Annotated in this window: 17 protein-coding genes; 13 read left to right on the top strand and 4 right to left on the bottom strand. The window is 44.8% G+C overall.

Going from position 1 to position 17838, the window contains the following annotated elements; translation table 11 throughout:
- Positions 1-114 precede the first annotated feature (114 nt).
- Positions 115-720 (bottom strand): cob(I)yrinic acid a,c-diamide adenosyltransferase, encoded by a 606-nt coding sequence (gene cobO / locus OCU90_RS11935; protein WP_029224603.1) that lies wholly within the window; start codon positions 718-720, stop codon positions 115-117.
- Positions 721-804: 84 nt separating this feature from the next.
- Here cobO and OCU90_RS11930 point away from each other — a divergent pair, with 84 nt between their 5' ends.
- Complete coding sequence (locus OCU90_RS11930; protein WP_061021864.1) at positions 805-1254, top strand: low molecular weight protein-tyrosine-phosphatase; 450 nt, start codon at positions 805-807, stop codon at positions 1252-1254.
- A gap of 111 nt (positions 1255-1365) precedes the next feature.
- Here the strand turns inward: OCU90_RS11930 and OCU90_RS11925 are convergent, their stop codons facing one another.
- Together OCU90_RS11925 and rne are read right to left on the bottom strand one after the other, a co-directional pair.
- Entirely contained in the window at positions 1366-2913 is a 1548-nt protein-coding gene (locus OCU90_RS11925; RefSeq protein ID WP_004733998.1) for a SulP family inorganic anion transporter, read from the bottom strand.
- Positions 2914-3171: 258 nt separating this feature from the next.
- The gene (rne, locus tag OCU90_RS11920) at positions 3172-6384 is read right to left on the bottom strand and encodes a ribonuclease E (protein WP_061021863.1); all 3213 of its coding nucleotides are present in this window, start codon (positions 6382-6384) and stop codon (positions 3172-3174) included.
- 618 nt (positions 6385-7002) lie between these two features.
- Here rne and rluC point away from each other — a divergent pair.
- The gene (gene rluC, locus OCU90_RS11915; protein ID WP_017078123.1) at positions 7003-7947 is read left to right on the top strand and encodes a 23S rRNA pseudouridine(955/2504/2580) synthase RluC; all 945 of its coding nucleotides are present in this window, start codon (positions 7003-7005) and stop codon (positions 7945-7947) included.
- Between the two features lie 280 nt (positions 7948-8227).
- Here rluC and OCU90_RS11910 read toward each other — a convergent pair whose 3' ends face one another.
- Complete coding sequence (locus tag OCU90_RS11910) at positions 8228-8809, bottom strand: Maf family protein (protein ID WP_054542042.1); 582 nt, start codon at positions 8807-8809, stop codon at positions 8228-8230.
- 149 nt (positions 8810-8958) lie between these two features.
- Between OCU90_RS11910 and yceD the strand changes: the two genes are divergently transcribed.
- From yceD to tmk, 11 genes are all read left to right on the top strand, one after another.
- The gene (yceD, locus tag OCU90_RS11905) at positions 8959-9486 is read left to right on the top strand and encodes a 23S rRNA accumulation protein YceD (RefSeq protein ID WP_004733994.1); all 528 of its coding nucleotides are present in this window, start codon (positions 8959-8961) and stop codon (positions 9484-9486) included.
- 44 nt (positions 9487-9530) lie between these two features.
- Positions 9531-9701 (top strand): 50S ribosomal protein L32, encoded by a 171-nt coding sequence (rpmF, locus tag OCU90_RS11900; protein WP_004737376.1) that lies wholly within the window; start codon positions 9531-9533, stop codon positions 9699-9701.
- A 9-nt stretch (positions 9702-9710) separates the two neighbouring features.
- Complete coding sequence (gene plsX, locus OCU90_RS11895) at positions 9711-10736, top strand: phosphate acyltransferase PlsX (RefSeq protein ID WP_017062152.1); 1026 nt, start codon at positions 9711-9713, stop codon at positions 10734-10736.
- Positions 10737-10741: 5 nt separating this feature from the next.
- Complete coding sequence (locus tag OCU90_RS11890; RefSeq protein ID WP_010437276.1) at positions 10742-11692, top strand: beta-ketoacyl-ACP synthase III; 951 nt, start codon at positions 10742-10744, stop codon at positions 11690-11692.
- Between the two features lie 80 nt (positions 11693-11772).
- Complete coding sequence (gene fabD, locus OCU90_RS11885) at positions 11773-12696, top strand: ACP S-malonyltransferase (RefSeq protein WP_017078125.1); 924 nt, start codon at positions 11773-11775, stop codon at positions 12694-12696.
- A 25-nt stretch (positions 12697-12721) separates the two neighbouring features.
- Positions 12722-13456, top strand: a complete 735-nt coding sequence (gene fabG, locus OCU90_RS11880; RefSeq protein WP_010437280.1) for a 3-oxoacyl-ACP reductase FabG — start codon at positions 12722-12724, stop codon at positions 13454-13456.
- Between the two features lie 166 nt (positions 13457-13622).
- Positions 13623-13856: an acyl carrier protein gene (acpP, locus tag OCU90_RS11875; protein ID WP_012603569.1), complete on the top strand. Its 234-nt coding sequence runs from the start codon at positions 13623-13625 to the stop codon at positions 13854-13856.
- A 93-nt stretch (positions 13857-13949) separates the two neighbouring features.
- Complete coding sequence (gene fabF / locus OCU90_RS11870) at positions 13950-15194, top strand: beta-ketoacyl-ACP synthase II (RefSeq protein ID WP_004736554.1); 1245 nt, start codon at positions 13950-13952, stop codon at positions 15192-15194.
- A gap of 104 nt (positions 15195-15298) precedes the next feature.
- On the top strand, positions 15299-16177 hold the full coding sequence (gene pabC, locus OCU90_RS11865; RefSeq protein WP_004736555.1) for an aminodeoxychorismate lyase: 879 nt from the start codon (positions 15299-15301) through the stop codon (positions 16175-16177).
- Entirely contained in the window at positions 16174-17190 is a 1017-nt protein-coding gene (gene mltG, locus OCU90_RS11860; RefSeq protein WP_017078128.1) for an endolytic transglycosylase MltG, read from the top strand. Before pabC ends, mltG begins: the two co-directional genes overlap by 4 nt.
- A 10-nt stretch (positions 17191-17200) precedes the next feature.
- Positions 17201-17833, top strand: coding sequence for a dTMP kinase (gene tmk / locus OCU90_RS11855; protein ID WP_061021860.1), 633 nt, complete (start codon positions 17201-17203; stop codon positions 17831-17833).
- Positions 17834-17838 lie beyond the last annotated feature (5 nt).

The raw sequence follows: 17838 nt of genomic DNA, 5'->3' as shown, positions 1-17838 counted from the left end.
TCGTTCTAGGGAATGACGATCGGTGCTCGTCCTTTATTTAGGGGAGTAACACTGAAGAGTCGTCATCCTCGAGAGGGAAGAATGACCGAGTCGGGGATCTCTAGTTGAATGCGATTACCAGTCAACGCCTTGAAGCGCTTTCACACCTGATTCGAAAGCGTGTTTCACGTTACGAACTTCAGATACCGTATCCGCCATCTCTGTAAGAGTACGGTGCGCGCCACGGCCAGTAATGATTACTGACTGCATTTTAGGACGGTTATTCAGAGCTTCTACCACTTCATCCAGTTCGATATAGCCATAGCTCACCATATAAGTCAGCTCATCAAACAGAATTACGTCAATCGACTCATCGGCTAGCATGCGCTGACATTCTTTCCAGATACGTTGTGCGGCTTCAATATCTTTTGTTTTGTCTTGGGTTTCCCAAGTGAAGCCGGTTCCCATGACTTGGAATTCCACATCCAGTTTTTGAAGAACGTTCTTTTCGCCGTTATCCCAAGTCCCTTTAACAAATTGTGCAACGGCACATTTCTTACCATGACCAACGGCACGTGTAATGGTACCAAAACCGGATGTTGATTTTCCTTTACCGTTACCAGTAATAACCAACAATAAGCCTTTCACTTCTTGTGCTGCAGCCACTCGCGCATCAACTTGTTCTTTTACTTTCTGTTGTCTTGCTTTATGGCGTTGTTCTTTGTTGTCTTCGGTCGACATAACAAATCCTTTTAAGTTGTGATTGCGCCTATCATAGCCTAACTTAACGATAGCAAAAACCATCGGAAGAACAGGTGATTAGGGATGAAAAAGATACTCGTAGTTTGTATGGGGAATATTTGCCGTTCGCCAACAGGTGAAGCGGTGCTAAGGAAGAAAGCGCAACAACTGGATATTGACGTTGTGGTCGACTCTGCAGGGACGATTGGTTTTCATCAAGGCAACCCGCCAGACTCGCGTTCCAAAACTGCAGGAGAGAAGCGAGGTTACAGCTTTAAGGGGATTACTTCTCGTAAAGTGGTTGATAATGACTTCGAAGAATTTGACCTGATCCTCGCGGCAGATCAGGCGAATTTAGATGATTTAACGAATCAGTGCCCAGCCCACCTTCAATACAAACTTGCGCTATTCTTGAGCTTTGGAGAGTCACAATATCAAGAGATACCGGATCCTTATTATGGTGAGGGAAATGGCTTTGAGTTGGTGTTGGATTTAATCGAAGAGTCTAGCGAAGCGATACTGCGTTCAATGTAGCGTAGAGGCTGTGTTCTTGGTTGGGCGATAAAGTATCAAGGTTCATCGATATAAAAAAGGCCGACATCGAATGTCGGCCTTTCTAAATCTAGCTTTAAGCCATGACTAAGCTTACTTAGACATTACTTTGTAGATTGGGTCTTCTGCAACGTTCGCTTCAACTAAGCTACCGGCTTTGTGCAGCATAGCAACACAGTCTTGGCTTAGGTGGCGAAGGTGAAGTGTTTTACCTAGCGCCGCGTAACGGTCAGCAATCGTGTCGATCGCTTCAATTGCAGAGTGGTCTGTTACGCGTGAGTTGGCGAAATCAACGATAACATCTTGTGGATCGTTGTATGCGTCAAACAATTCAAGGAAGTTAGCGGTTGAACCAAAGAAGATTGGGCCGTTAACTTTGTACTCTTTAGAGCCTTCAGCGTTAACTGATTTGTCTGCGTAGATGTGTTTAGCATGTTGCCATGCGAACATTAGTGCCGAAGCAACAACACCTACACCAACAGCGACCGCAAGGTCCGTTAGTACTGTTACCACGGTAACCAGAACGATAACGAAGAAATCTTGCTTAGGAACGCGACGCGCAAGCTTGAAGGTTGCCCATTCAAACGTACCGATAACAACCATGAACATTACGCCCACAAGTGCTGCTAGAGGAATCATTTCAATCAGTGCAGAACCAAACAGGATGAACATCAGTAGTGCAACTGCCGCTACGATACCTGAAAGACGACCACGACCGCCTGAGTTTACGTTGATCATCGATTGACCGATCATCGCACAACCACCCATCGCACCGAATACAGAACACGTTACGTTAGCCATACCTTGACCAACACATTCACGGTTAGATTGGCCACGAGTGTTTGTCATTTCGTCTAGTACCGTTAGTGTCAGTAGAGACTCGATCAGGCCGATAGCTGCAAGGATAATTGCGTATGGCAGGATGATCTGAAGTGTCTCGAAAGAAAACGGAACTGCAGGAATAGAGAACGTTGGTAGAGAGCCCGCTAGCGTAGCGGCTTCGTCACCAGACATAGTACGTAGGAAGTCAACAACAGTACGAGTTTCAAGATCAAGGCCTACAACCAAAGCCGTTACCGTTACAATAGCAACCAATGAAGATGGTACTGCTGTTGTTAGCTTAGGTAGGAAGTGGATGATACCCATAGTGAGTGCGACTAGGCCTAACATCAGTGTCATTTGGCCGCTTGGTAACCAAGTTAATGCACCCGTTACGTCTGGCGCTTTAAATTGACCAAGCTGAGCTAGGAAGATCACAATTGCCAAACCGTTCACGAAACCAATCATTACTGGGTGTGGAACGATACGGATAAATTTACCTAACTTGAATACACCCGCTGCAATTTGCAGAAGGCCAGCCAGCATAACGGCTGCGAATAGGTATTGAACGCCATGGGTTGCCACTAGGCTCACCATTACAACGGCCATTGCGCCAGTTGCACCAGAAATCATACCTGGACGACCACCGAAAACGGAAGTGATTAAACCTACGATGAATGCTGCGTAAAGACCAACCATTGGGTCAACGCCAGCAACAAAGGCGAATGCTACGGCTTCAGGTACCAGAGCTAGGGCTACTGTAAGACCTGAAAGCACGTCATTCTTTACAGAGTGCTTTGAAAATTGTGGGAATTCGAACATGTTTGCTCAGCTATGCTAAAAATGGATTTACCGACACGAGTGTATTGCGTAGCCAAACAGTGATGGAAAAGAGCGGCAATAGCGAAGTGTCGAAAAGATAAGTGCGCGAATGCTACCCAAAAATGTGACTAAGTTCAAGGTTGAACCTAACTTTGAGTAATATATCTGTTAATTTTTATTCGATTAGTAGATATGAAAAAGGCTGCTTTAATAAGCAGCCTTTGATTCTATTTACTTGTGATTATCTATCAGTAATCGCTAGTAGTTTGGCTTAGTCATACCTGCGCCAGCTTGGTTCGACGCTGCCTGACTACCTGCACCTTTCGGTACAAAACGCTCAGCGCGGAACGGAGCTGCAACAACTTCAATCTCTTTGATCTCTTGTGGACCAGGAGCTTTAGTCATTGGTGAGCCTGCTTGCTTCTTAGCAACCGTTGCTTTTGGTGCAACTTGAGGAGCTTCTGCTTTTACAACAGGCGCTTCTTCAACTTTTGCACTTTCAGCTTTAGGTGCTTCAGCTTCAACAACTGGTGTTGTCTCTTCTACTGCAACAGCCGCTTCGACTTTCGTCGCTTCTACAATCACTGGAGCTTCAACTTTCTCAGTTTCAACGACCACTGGTGCTTCTTCAACGACTACAGGAGCTTCAGTTACCTGAGCTTCAGAGCGAGTTTCTTCAGCAACAACTGCGTCTTCACGAGAGATGATTACTTTACCCATAGCTAATTCAGGACAAGCAAAACCGCCAGCCATCACTACGTTGCTTTGAGGTGCATTCTCTTGAGCTGTATTTTGCTCTGGAGCTTGAGCCGCAACTTGAGTTTCAGTAGCAACTTGAGCTTCAACAGCAACGTCCATTTCCGCCACTTCAGGTTTTGTCTGATTGTGGTGAGGTTTTGGAATGAAGCGAGGCATCACTTTACCCATAGCCATCTCAGGAGAAGCTACACCACCTTTACGTAGGCGGAATGGGTTAGGGCGACGATCGCGACCGCGACGACGACGTTGACCACTTGCACGTAGGTGACGTGGAGAACGACGGTTACGACGTTGCTTCGGCTCTTCCTGTTCTGTTTGCTCAGCATTTACTTGAGTTGCTTCTACTTGTTCCACAACTTTTTGCTCTTGAGCCACAGCTTGTTCGTGATTTGCTGTTTGTGCCTTTTGCTCTTTTGAAGCGTTATCGGCATTGTTGTCAGCTTCTGCTTGAGCTTGCTGGTCTTTAACTCGAACTAGTTTGTTCAGCTTACGACGTTGACGACGCTCTTTAATTTTCACAGCTTTTGCTTCAGGCTTCGCCTTTGGCGCTTCTGGTTTATCAGCTTGAGCTTCTGCCGCTAGCTGTAGACCTTCTTCTGCTAATTTAGATGGTACTTGCTCTTCTTGTTGCTTCTGCTCATCACGTGGCTTATTGCGACGATCTTGCTTAGGCTTACGAGGCTGACGAGTTTGCTGTGGAGCTGCTTCTTTTTGCTCTTCAGGTTTCTCATCACGTACAGGTTTACGACGGCGTTTGTTATCACGGTTTTCGTTGCGATTGTCGCCACGTTCGTTACGTTGTTCGCTACGGTCACCACGCTCGTTACGTTGTTCGCCACGGTCACCACGGTCACCACGTTGGTTACGACGGCGGTTGTCGTTACGATCACGGCGTTGACGGTTACCGTTGTTGCGATTGTTCTTAGGTTTTTCTTCTTGCTTCTCTTCTTCTTTCTTCTCTTCTTGAGTTGAAGAGCCAAATAAGAAGCTACCGATAGCTTTGAAGAAACGACCAATTAGGCTAGGTTCTTGCGTTGCAGCTGGTTCAACTTTCTTCTCTTCAACAGCTTTAGGAGCTGGTGCAGGAGTAGGTGCTGATTGAGCTGGAGCCGCGAAACCTTTCAGAGCAGGCTCTTCGATCTTCTTAGGACGAATAGTCTGTTCTACTGGTTCTTTGCTTTCTGCTTCTTTTAAAGCTTCTAGCTTGGTAGGCAGCAAGTAAGAGAGTAGATCGAACTCTTCACCTTCACGAACACGGATAACCTCAAAGTGTGGTGTTTCCATGTCAGAGTTAGGAACAACAGTGATCTTAACTTCTTGGTTCTTCTCGATGTGGTTTACTGAGCGACGTTTTTCGTTCAGAAGGTAAGAGGCGATTGGAACAGGCACAACAGCAAGTACTTGTGCTGTGTTGTCTTTCAGAGCTTCTTCTTCAATCAAACGTAGAACAGAAAGTGCTAGAGATTCGTTATCACGAACAACACCAGTACCTGTACAACGAGGACAAATGTGGTGGCTTGCTTCTGCTAGTGATGGGCTCAAACGTTGACGAGACATCTCTAGAAGACCAAAGCGAGAAATACGACCAATCTGAACACGTGCACGATCTAAACGAACGGCATCACGTAGACGGCTTTCAACTTCGCGTTGGTGGCGAACCGGAGTCATATCGATGAAGTCGATAACAACAAGACCACCTAGGTCACGTAGACGTAATTGACGTGCAATTTCATCGGCTGCTTCTAGGTTAGTGTTTAGCGCTGTTTCTTCAATATCGCTGCCCTTTGTTGCACGAGCAGAGTTGATATCGATAGAAGTTAGAGCTTCTGTTGGGTCGATCACGATAGAACCACCAGACGGAAGACGAACTTCACGTTGGAAAGCTGATTCGATCTGGCTTTCAATCTGGTAATGGCTAAATAGTGGCACTTCACCATCGTATTTCTTAACGCGATTCATGAAATCTGGGCGTATTAATTGAATGTGCGCTTGTGCACGTTCAAAAATAGTATTGCTGTCGATTAGAATCTCGCCAATATCACGACGTAGATAGTCACGAATCGCACGAACGATAACGTTACTTTCTTGGTGAATAAGGAAAGGAGCTGCATTTGAATCAGAAGCTTGCTTAATAGCGCCCCAGTGATTCAATAGAACGTTCAAGTCCCACTCTAGCTCTTCTGCACTTTTGCCAACACCTGCTGTACGCACGATTAAGCCCATGCCTTGAGGAAGCTCAAGAGTGCTTAATGCTGCTTTCAGTTGAGTGCGTTCATCACCTTCGATACGACGAGAAATACCGCCAGCACGAGGGTTATTAGGCATAAGAACTAAGTAACTACCCGCCAAAGAGATGAAAGTTGTCAGTGCAGCGCCTTTGCTACCACGTTCTTCTTTCTCAACTTGTACGATTACTTCTTGTCCTTCTCTTAGCACTTCTTTAATGCTAGGACGGCCTTGGTATGTATAACCTTCAGGGAAGTATTCGCGGGCAATTTCTTTAAGAGGGAGGAAACCGTGACGTTCTGCGCCGTAATCAACAAATGCCGCTTCTAGGCTTGGTTCAATACGGGTAATACGTCCTTTGTAGATATTCGCTTTCTTTGACTCGTGACCTGGACTTTCGATATCTAGATCGAACAGTCGCTGGCCATCAACCAAAGCGACACGCAACTCTTCTTTTTGAGTTGCGTTAATTAACATTCTTTTCATTTAGAAATTCTCATTGTCTTTTCTTATTTTCATCATTGGTCTTATCGCTTTATTCGTTTCTCATGGTGCCAGATCCCATGGCTTTATCGGTGCAGCCTCCCGGCTGGAGTAGGGATGCTCTGGGGCACGTCAGTCATCATAGGGAGTTAGCCTATGATCCGCGATGTGGCGGTGAATACTCAACATGAGTGTACGTGAGTAGAGCGATAAGGAACTCAGTTGACCGTGTCTTACGCCGATTGCAGCACTGTCTAATCTGAGTCATCTACTCATTTACTTGCTTATGAATGGTTAGCTGTTTAAATATTAGTCAATCCATTGATAGCAGCTGTGAACTATAGCAGTGGTCGGTAAACACAGCAATCTGCTTTGTCGTAATGCGGTAAAAAAAACAGTTTTTGTTTGGGTTTTGATAGCTCTAACTCACTGTCTATAAATAATTTATCAATTGATATTTTAATTTGCAGGAAGCTTGGTGCTTTTTTGTTCGAAGAATCAAAGAAATATAGAACTTCAATGACCTTTTAGGGATAGATCGGCAGGGATTATAGATAAATAAGTTCAGAATAGGGTTAAGAAAATCTCAATTATCAAAAGTGACAGTGATACAATGGCCCAATGAGCGAAATTAGAACCCAAGTCCAATTTGTCGACATTGACGAAGATATGGCTGGTCAGCGTATTGATAACTTCTTACGCAACCAATTAAAAAACATCCCGAAAAGCATGATTTACCGAATCGTGCGTAAAGGCGAAGTCCGCGTAAACAAAAAACGCATCAAGGCTGAATACAAACTAAAAGCAGGTGATTTAGTTCGTATCCCGCCAGTCACTATTGAAGAGAAAACAGAAGAGAACGTGCCAAGCACGAAACTCAATAAGGTTTCTGAATTAGAACAGTGCATCATTTATGAAGATGATCACATGCTGATTCTTAATAAACCGTCTGGCACTGCTGTTCATGGTGGTAGTGGGCTAAAGTTTGGCGCGATTGAAGCATTGCGTGCACTTCGCCCTGATGCTCGTTTTCTTGAATTAGTGCACCGTATTGATAGAGATACGTCTGGCATTTTGCTTGTTGCTAAGAAGCGCTCGGCGCTAAGACACCTTCAAGCACAGTTCCGTGAAAAAACGGTTCAAAAATACTACTTCGCTTTAGTGATGGGCGAATGGAAGAACAGCTGTAAAGTGGTTAATGCCCCTTTATTGAAAAATGAAGTAAACAGCATTGTTCGCGTTAACCCGAATGGTAAGGCTTCTGAAACTCGTTTTAAGGTTTTGGAAAAATTCCAAGATGCGACGTTAGTTCAGGCAAGCCCAATTACCGGCCGTACGCACCAAATTCGAGTACACGCCCAGTATACTGGCCACCCAATTGCTTGGGATGACCGTTACGGTGATCGTCGTTTTGATGCTTACACGGGTAAAGTAGGATTGAATCGTTTGTTCTTACATGCTGCCAATATTAAGTTTACCCACCCAGGTAGCGAAGAGAAGATGGATATCTCGGCTCCAATGGAAAAAAGGCTAGAGAGAGCACTCACTGGTCTACGTAAGCTTTAAGAAGATACGAGATACGAGATACGAGATACGAGATACGAAAGGGTTAGTTGTTTCTAGCCTTACCTATCTACTAACAAAAAGGTTGACGAAATTCGTCAACCTTTTTTGTTTTCATCTGTTGTAGAAGCTCCCCAACTCGCTCGTTCCTCGCTCTTGAGGATGACGACTTTTTAAAGTCAGGTCCTACATCATGAGCTGATTGGATAATGTAGCTATCTTCGTCCTTCCATAGCAGACGAAGGAGGGAGTAGGGAATCTCCAACAGAGTGGTAAGTCCCTGTTACAACACATTCATTCCTTGCGCTTCTAACATATCAACCAGATCGATCAGAGGCAGACCGATCAAGGTATTCGGATCTTTACCTTCCATTTGCTTAAATAATGCAATACCTAACCCTTCGCACATAAAACTGCCCGCACAGTAATAAGGCTGCTCTTTCTCAACATAAGAAATGATCTGTTGCTCAGTTAAATCGCGGAAATGCACGACGAAAGTATCTAAGCGAGTGTCGGCTTTATTGGTTTCACTATTCCATACGCTTATCCCAGTATAGAAAGTGATACTTTTGCCGCTTTGGCGAGATAGCTGCTCAATCGCTTTTTCACGAGTGTGTGGTTTACCAATGATTTCTCCATCAATCACACACACTTGATCGGAACCAATCACTAGGCTTGGTTGTTCGACAGTACAAGACTTGGCTTTTGTCTCGGCAAGACGCATCACTAACTGTTGAGGTGTCTCTTCTGGAAGTGGTGTTTCATTGCAGTCAGGCTTCGCTGTGACAAAGTCTAACTGTAGTTTTTTGAGGATCTCTTGCCTAAATGGAGATGTAGAAGCTAAAACTAGTTGGTAATTTCTCATTTTAATTTACAATTCGTGTAAGCATTTAGTTCAGGATAACGTAACTTATCCTGCTATTCATAATGCTCTGAACAGGAAAGGTAGGAAAGTACATTTTTTTTGCCATTTCCTTTGACTAAACACGATTTGGAAGATAAGATTCGCGCCCTATGCAAAAGGAAAAAATACCGCGTACAGTTGATCCGGCAAGAACGGCTCAAAAACGACTCGATATGGATGGTATCATTCAAGTCAGTCTTTTGAAGCGTTTAACTGAAACAACTGAAGGCGTAAAACGTGACGCGCAAGTCTCAATGTCATTTGGGCTTGATGAACAACGATTAGTCGTTATCTCTGGTAAAGCTAACGTCGAAGTCGATTTAGAGTGTCAACGTTGTAATGAGGTTTTCGCACATGAGTGCGATGTCCAATTTACTTATACTCCTGTTTACAGCGAGAAAAGTGAAGAGGAAGCACCGGAAGAGTACGATTTGGTAGATCTGAACGAGTACGGTGAGTTAGACCTGATTCAATTAGTTGAAGACGAGTTCATCCTTGGATTGCCACAAATAGCAATGCACGACGATGCGAAATGTAGCGTTAACTCAAATAACTTGGTGTTTGGTGAACTTCCTGAAGAAATTGAGGAAGATAAAAAGCCGAATCCATTTGATGTTTTAAAAAACTTAAAGAAGTAACTTATTAGTAAGTATCTTTAAGAATTTACATAGGAGTAGGGTCAATGGCCGTACAAAAGAGCAAGAAATCACGTTCAATGCGTGGCATGCGTCGTTCACACGATGCGCTAACTACAGCTGCACTTTCTGTAGACGCAACTTCAGGTGAAACTCACCTACGTCACAACGTGACTGCCGAAGGTTTCTACCGCGGCAAAAAGGTTATCAACAAGTAAGGTTGACCTTTGCAAAATCTAACCGTTGCGCTTGATGCAATGGGCGGGGACTTCGGTCCTCGTGTAACAGTGCCTGCCGCCGTGCAGGCACTGTCGTATTTCCCAGAGCTAAAAGTCATTCTCATAGGTGATCGAAATGCGATCACATCTCAATTATCTTCATTAGGTCGAATGCCTGATTCTCGTTTGAGTATCCAGCATTGTGATCGAGTCATTTCCAATTCTGAAAAACCTTCACTAGCCTTACGTAATAGTCAAGGTAGTTCTATGCGTGCTGCTATCGATCTGGTTGCCGAATCACAGGCTGATGCTTGTGTGAGTGGTGGTAACACTGGTGCACTGATGGCGTTATCTCGTTTCAGACTTAAACTCCTTCCCGGTATTGATAGGCCTGCATTGGTTTCAGCTTTGCCTACTGCTTCTGGCAATCGTACATGGATGCTTGATTTAGGAGCGAACGTTTCTAGTGACGCAGATTCACTGTTTCAGTTTGCTGTAATGGGCAGTGCATTGGCAGAACAACATTTAGGTCGCGCTCCACGTGTCGCTATCTTGAATATCGGTGCAGAAGAAATCAAAGGCAATGACCTTGTGAAACGATGCGCGGAAATGTTGTCTAATACTCAGTCTGTGAACTTCATAGGCTATATTGAAGGTAATCAATTACTTCAAGATGCTGCTGATGTCGTCGTATGTGATGGTTTTGTGGGCAATGTCTGCTTAAAAACGTGCGAAGGTACGGCTCAGCTCTTTATTGATAAGCTAAAAACGCGCATGATGGCTTCAACAATAAAGGGTTGGATCGCCAGAATGTTGTTTTCTGAGCTATTTACTGAATTAAAAACCTTGAACCCCGACCAGTATAACGGCGCAAGTTTGTTAGGATTGCGCGGCATTGTCATTAAAAGTCATGGAAGTGCTGATGTGTCTGCAGTCGTCAACGCGATTGGTGAAGCAGTACACGAGGTCAAACGACAAGTCCCCAGCCGCATTAGCGATCGTTTGGAAGCGGTTTTACTCGAGAGGCATTATTAGTCTTCATGTATAGCAAAATTTTAGGTACTGGCAGCTACTTGCCATCTCAGGTGCGTACTAACGCAGACTTAGAGAAAATGGTAGAGACTAGCGATGAGTGGATCGTTGCTAGAACAGGTATTAAAGAGCGTCGTATTTCAGCGGAAAACGAAACCGTTGCGGATATGGCGTTTTACGCTGCTGAGAATGCCATTGAGATGGCAGGTATCGACAAAGAAGATATTGATTTAATCATCGTTGCGACAACCAGCAGTAGCCATACATTCCCGTCTTCGGCATGTCAGGTACAAGGTAAGCTTGGTATCAAAGGCTGCCCTGCGTTTGATTTAGCTGCGGCGTGTTCTGGCTTTGTCTATGCACTGTCTGTTGCTGATCAACATATCAAGACTGGTATGTGTAAAAACGTTTTGGTAATCGGTGCGGATGCACTGTCAAAAACCTGTGATCCGACTGACCGCTCTACTATCATCTTATTTGGTGATGCTGCAGGCGCGGTGGTTGTAGGCGCAAGCGAAGAGCCAGGTATTTTGTCTACTCACATTTACTCTGATGGTAAATATGGTGAGCTTCTAAGCTTAGAAGTTCCAGAGCGTGGCGGTGATGCAGACAAATGGCTGCACATGGCGGGCAACGAAGTATTTAAAGTGGCGGTAACTCAGCTTTCTAAGCTAGTTAAAGACACATTAGCGGCGAACAATATGGATAAGTCAGAGCTTGATTGGTTAGTTCCACACCAAGCGAATTACCGTATTATCTCGGCAACCGCTAAAAAGCTGACGATGTCGCTTGATCAAGTTGTGATTACTCTTGATAAGCACGGCAATACGTCGGCAGCTACCGTACCAACGGCCCTTGATGAGGCTGTTCGCGACGGGCGAATTAAACGTGGTCAAACGCTTCTACTCGAAGCATTTGGCGGCGGCTTCACTTGGGGTTCTGCGTTAGTTAAATTCTAACCCCAAGCGATAATCAACAAACAAGGCACATAACTTATGTGCCTTATTCAATTTTTTGCTTTGCTTAAAGGAAAATTACAATGAGCAAATTTGCTATCGTATTCCCAGGCCAAGGCTCTCAAGCTATCGGTATGCTTGCTGACCTAGGCGAACAGTATGATGTTGTTAAAAAGACATTTGCTGAAGCTTCAGAAGCACTTGGTTACGATCTATGGGCATTGGTTCAAGATGGTCCAGTAGAAAATCTAAATGAAACTTTCCGTACTCAACCGGCTCTACTCACTGCGTCTGTTGCAATCTGGCGCGTATGGCAAGAGCTTGGTCTAGAGCAACCTGCAAACCTAGCAGGCCACAGCCTAGGCGAATACTCTGCACTAGTGTGTGCGGGTGTTATCGACTTTAAAGAAGCGATCAAGCTGGTTGAGCTACGTGGTCAACTGATGCAAGAAGCGGTTCCTGCGGGTGTTGGTGCAATGTACGCAATCATCGGTCTAGATGATGAAGCGATTGCTAAAGCGTGTGAAGAAGCGGCACAAGACGAAGTTGTGTCTCCAGTTAACTTCAATTCACCAGGCCAAGTTGTTATCGCGGGTAACAAAGCAGCAGTAGAGCGTGCTGGTGCACTATGTAAAGAAGCAGGCGCTAAACGTGCTCTTCCTTTACCTGTATCTGTGCCGTCTCACTGTGCCCTTATGAAGCCTGCAGCAGACAAGCTAGCGGTTGCTCTAGAAGCTCTAGAGTTCAACACACCGGCACTGCCTGTTATCAATAACGTCGATGTTATTGCTGAAACAGACCCTGCAAAAATCAAAAGCGCACTTGTTCGTCAGCTATACAGCCCAGTTCGTTGGACTGAAGGTGTACAAGCGATGAATGAGCAAGGCGTTGAAAAGCTACTAGAATTAGGCCCAGGTAAGGTTCTTACTGGTCTAACAAAACGTATTGTTAAAACTATGACAGCTGCTGCAGTTAATGACACTGCATCACTAGACGCTGCTAAGTAAATAACCAATTAATAGAGAAGTTATGATGAATTTAGAAGGCAAAGTTGCACTAGTTACAGGCGCAAGCCGTGGCATCGGTCGTGCAATCGCTGAGCTTTTAGTTGAGCGTGGTGCTAAAGTTATCGGTACTGCTACGTCTGAAGGCGGCGCTGCTGCAATCAGCGAGTACCTTGGTGAGAACGGTAAAGGTCTTGCTCTTAATGTCACTGATGTTGACTCAATTGCTGCTACACTGAAAACCATCAACGATGAATTCGGTGCGATTGACATTCTGGTTAACAACGCAGGTATCACTCGTGATAACCTTCTCATGCGTATGAAAGACGATGAATGGAATGACATCATTGATACTAACCTAACGCCTATCTTCCGCATGTCTAAAGCTGTATTGCGTGGCATGATGAAGAAGCGTCAAGGCCGTATCGTAAACGTTGGTTCTGTAGTAGGTACTATGGGTAACGCTGGTCAAGCTAACTACGCAGCAGCAAAAGCTGGTGTGATTGGTTTCACTAAATCAATGGCTCGTGAAGTTGCGTCTCGTGGTATTACAGTGAACACTGTAGCGCCAGGTTTCATCGAAACAGACATGACTAAAGCGCTAAATGATGACCAACGTGCAGCAACTTTGGCGAATGTACCAGCAGGTCGACTAGGTGACCCTCGCGAAATCGCTGAAGCTGTGGTATTTTTGGCGTCACCTGCGGCAGCTTATATCACAGGTGAAACACTTCACGTCAATGGCGGTATGTACATGGTGTAAATTATGTGCAACATTTGTGCATGATTTAAGTCAAGATCATACGTAATTTCGGTTAAAATCGTGAAAATTGTGGTTTGACCAGAAAAGTTGACCTTGCAACTTTCAATAGATTGAATAAACTACGGAAAACATCGCATAAAGCGAACTCTGTAAAGGAAAAGAAAAAATGAGCAACCTCGAAGAACGCGTAAAGAAAATCATTGTTGAACAGCTAGGTGTAGACGAAGCTGAAGTTAAAAACGAAGCTTCTTTCGTTGATGACCTAGGTGCAGATTCTCTAGACACAGTTGAGCTAGTAATGGCTCTAGAAGAAGAATTCGACACTGAAATCCCAGATGACGAAGCTGAGAAAATTACTACTGTTCAAGCTGCTATCGATTACGTAACTAGCGCTCAGTAATAATCTCTCCCAGGCGGTCACCTTGACCGCCTGTGTTTTATCTAACTCATCTATCCTCATCTTAAATCACCTCAATCCCCGGAGTGTAATATCGTGTCCAAGCGTCGTGTAGTTGTCACTGGCATGGGTATGTTGTCGCCGGTAGGCAACACTGTAGAATCTTCTTGGAAAGCCCTGCTAGCTGGTCAAAGTGGTATCGTTAATATCGATCATTTTGATGCAACCAATTTCTCAACTCGTTTTGCAGGTCTAGTTAAAGACTTTAACTGCGAAGAGTATATGACTAAAAAAGATGCTCGTAAGATGGACTTGTTCATCCAGTACGGCGTCGCAGCAGGTATTCAAGCTTTAGATGATTCAGCCCTAACTATTACTGAAGAAAACGCTCCTCGTGTAGGCGTTGCTATCGGTTCTGGTATTGGTGGTCTTGGTTTGATCGAAGCCGGTCACAAGGCTCTAACTGAAAAAGGCCCTCGTAAAATCAGCCCGTTCTTCGTACCGTCGACGATCGTGAATATGATTGCGGGTCACATGTCTATCATGCGTGGCCTACGCGGTCCAAACATCGCGATCTCTACAGCATGTACGACTGGCCTACATAACATTGGCCACGCGGCTCGTATGATTGCATACGGCGATGCTGACGCAATGCTAGCGGGTGGTGCTGAAAAAGCATCTACACCACTAGGTATGGGCGGTTTTGGTGCGGCTAAAGCACTGTCTACTCGTAACGATGAGCCTCAAAAAGCTTCTCGTCCATGGGACAAAGGCCGTGACGGCTTCGTTCTTGGTGACGGTGCAGGCATGATGGTTCTTGAAGAGTATGAGCATGCTAAAGCTCGTGGCGCTAAGATTTACTGTGAGCTAGTTGGCTTCGGTATGTCGGGTGACGCTTACCACATGACATCTCCAAGTGAAGATGGCTCTGGTGGTGCACTAGCAATGGAAGCGGCTATGCGTGATGCTGGCATTACTGGTGAACAAATCGGTTATGTTAACGCGCACGGTACCTCGACTCCTGCAGGTGACGTAGCGGAAGTTAAGGGCATCAAGCGTGCTCTTGGCGAAGCAGGCAGCAAGCAAGTCTTGGTTTCTTCTACGAAATCAATGACAGGCCACCTTCTAGGTGCTGCAGGTTCTGCTGAAGCGATCATCACAGCGATGTCTCTAATTGATCAAATTGTTCCACCAACAATCAATTTAGATGATCCTGAAGAAGGCTTAGATATTGACTTAGTACCCCACACTGCGCGTAAAGTTAGCGGTATGGAATATGCTGCATGTAACTCATTCGGTTTCGGTGGTACAAACGGCTGTTTGATCTTCAAAAAGATTTAATCATCTTATTAAAGATGTAAACATTCGTAGATAGTCATAATTAGACTTGTTTTTAAACGGCTTGATGCTTTAGCATTGAGCCGTTTCTTTTTATGGGGAAAAACATGTTTTGGGTTGATGGAGAAAGCCAGCAAACTGTCGATATCTTGGATCGTTCGTTCCAGTACGGGGATGGTTGTTTTACCACCATGCTTGTCCAAGAGGGTCAGGTTCAGCATTTTTATGATCATCAATGTCGTGTCGACGAATGCCTTAAAGCGTTACGTATACCAACACTTGATTGGGATGTTGTTAGCCTTTGGATCGATAATGCACTTCAACATATCCAAGATAACGATCTTCATGGAACAAAGAGCCTTTATGGTTCAAAGATCCTCCATGATACAAACAAGCCTCATAATCAAAAAGCTGGGATAAAGCTACACGTTAGCCGTGGGGCCGGCGGTCGTGGCTACAGTACCAAGAATATCGCCAAGCCAACGATAACCATCAGTACATTTGATTTCCCTAGTCATTATTCAGCGTGGCAAGATTCTGGTGTAGAACTCGGTATCTGCCAACAAGCACTAGGTTTGAGCCCATTGCTCGCAGGTCATAAGCACAATAATCGTCTTGAGCAGATCTTGATGAAAGATGAAATGGATCAGGCCGATGAAGCTGATGGTGTAGTTCTTGATATCTCGGGCAATGTGATTGAAACCACCATGGCTAATCTGTTTTGGCGCAAAGGTCAGATGATATATACACCTCAACTCACGCAAAGTGGTGTGGCGGGGGTTATGCGTAAGCAAGTGTTAACCGCGCTGAATCAAGCTGAACTTTCCGTTACAATTAGTGACTACTGCTTATCTCAACTCATGCAAGCTGATGAGATTTTCATGACCAACTCCATCTTAGGGGTTGCCCCAGTTACCCGTATTAGTGATACCCAATTCAACATTGGAACCGTTACTCGTAGCCTTCAAGGACAACTAAACTCGTGATCAAAAAGTTATTTATTTTTATTACCTTGTGCTTAATTGCAGCCGCTGCTGCTGGTTTTTATGTTTACAACCAAGCGCAAGATAACCTGAAACAAGTTATTCAATTAGAAAAACCGCAGGTGGTTACCGTTGCTTCAGGTAGCAGCTTTAACCGTGTTCTAGCACAGTTGATTAACGAGGGGCTTTTTGAGGCTTCTCCTTACGAGAAATTAATCCGTAAGTTACATCCTGAGCTTGTAGACGTAAAAGCGGGTACATTCCTGCTTGAACCGGGTTTAACCTTAGAGCAGGCGCTACAAGTGCTTGTAGAAGGGAAGGAGCACCAATTTACCATTACCTTCGTAGAAGGCAGTCGTTTTGACGAGTGGCTTGTTCAGCTAAAAGACAACGAATTCATTCAGCAGACGTTGAATGATGTCTCTGAAAAAGAGATCGCACAAAAGCTTGGTATCGAAAATGAAAAGCTAGAAGGCCTTTTCTTAGCGGAAACATACCACTACACCTATGGCACAACGGATTTAGATTTGTTGAAACGTGCCCACCGAGACCTGATGAACGTGGTCAATGATGAGTGGGAAAATAGAGCCGATAAACTGCCTCTTAAATCGCCTTATGAAGCGCTAATTCTTGCGTCTATCATCGAGAAAGAGACTGCTGTCGCTTCTGAGCGTGAGCGTGTGTCTTCTGTGTTCGTTAATCGCTTGAACAAGCGTATGCGTCTGCAAACTGACCCAACGGTTATCTACGGTATGGGCGATAGCTACAAAGGCAACATTCGTAAGAAAGACTTGCGTACTCCAACGCCATACAACACCTATACAATGAGTGGTTTACCACCGACGCCGATTGCAATGGCGGGCAAAGCGTCTATCAATGCTGCGCTGAATCCAGAGAAGAGCAACTACCTGTATTTCGTTGCGAGTGGAACCGGCGGTCACGTATTTTCAAAGAGTTTGACTGAGCATAACCGTGCAGTACGAGCTTACTTAAAGCAATTAAGAAAAAACAAATAAAGAAATAATTATGAATCAGTCGAAATTTATCGTAGTTGAAGGCCTTGAAGGTGCTGGCAAAAGTACAGCAATCAATGCCATCGTTGAGACATTAAAAGCATCGGGTGTTGAAGATATCGTCAATACTCGCGAGCCGGGTGGCACTGTCTTAGCTGAAAAGATGCGTTCATTGGTTAAAGAAGAGCACGAAGGTGAGAAGCTTCAAGATATGACGGAACTATTGCTGATGTACGCGGCACGTGTTCAATTAGTAGAAAACGTCATCAAGCCCGCATTAGACAGCGGTAAATGGGTGTTGGGTGATCGCCATGATATGTCATCTCAAGCTTATCAAGGTGGTGGTCGTCAGATAGCACGCACTACGATGGAATCTCTGAAAGCAACCACGCTAGGCGGCTTTAAGCCAGATCTAACGCTATATTTGGACCTAGACCCTAGAGTAGGACTAGAGCGTGCCAGAGGCCGTGGTGAGCTTGATAGAATTGAAAAGATGGATATCTCATTTTTTGACCGAACGCGTGAGCGCTATCTAGAAATCGCAGGGCAAGACGATTCTGTACTCGTGATTAATGCGCAGCAAGAAATTGAGCAAGTAGCCGCTGATATTAAAGTCGCGCTAAGTACTTGGCTCAATAAACAGTAGGTAGT

This window comes from Vibrio splendidus (genome assembly GCF_024347615.1).
Taxonomy (GTDB): domain Bacteria; phylum Pseudomonadota; class Gammaproteobacteria; order Enterobacterales; family Vibrionaceae; genus Vibrio; species Vibrio splendidus.
This window is presented reverse-complemented; position numbering and strand designations above follow the sequence as displayed.